This window comes from Streptobacillus ratti (assembly GCF_001891165.1).
In the GTDB taxonomy this organism is placed as follows: domain Bacteria; phylum Fusobacteriota; class Fusobacteriia; order Fusobacteriales; family Leptotrichiaceae; genus Streptobacillus; species Streptobacillus ratti.
In genome coordinates this window covers 1-373 of the sequence record NZ_LKKW01000091.1, presented here as the reverse complement: position 1 = coordinate 373, position 373 = coordinate 1, and the positions used below count along the sequence as shown (strand labels likewise).

Genomic DNA, 373 nt, shown 5'->3' with positions numbered 1-373 from the left:
GTCCGTAATGGCGCAGCACAATTACCTGCGGATCGTGAATCGGTTTTTTATTTGAGTTTTTTGGCTATTCCTTCGACATCAGATGCCGCCGAAGGGACACAGTCTGGTGTGTCAGCCCGTATTTCAGTCGGTATACAGTCGGTGATTAAACTGTTTTACCGGCCTTCCGGGCTGTCAATGCCGGCGAGTGAAGCGGCCAAAAAGCTGACTTTCAGCAATACGGAACATGGACTGGGTATTAGCAATCCCACGCCGTATTACGTGACCCTGTCCCGGCTGAATGTAGACGGTAAGCGCATGGATGTGAAAGGGACAGAGGCGGGGGCAATGCTTGCGCCATTCTCCACACAGTATTACCCCGTCAACGGGACTG

The 373-nt window shown here is 52.3% G+C and carries 1 protein-coding gene; it reads left to right on the top strand.

What is annotated here, in order from left to right; all coding sequences use genetic code 11:
* On the top strand, positions 1-373 hold a 373-nt coding region (locus BT993_RS06915; RefSeq protein WP_143604320.1), incomplete at both ends, for a fimbrial biogenesis chaperone.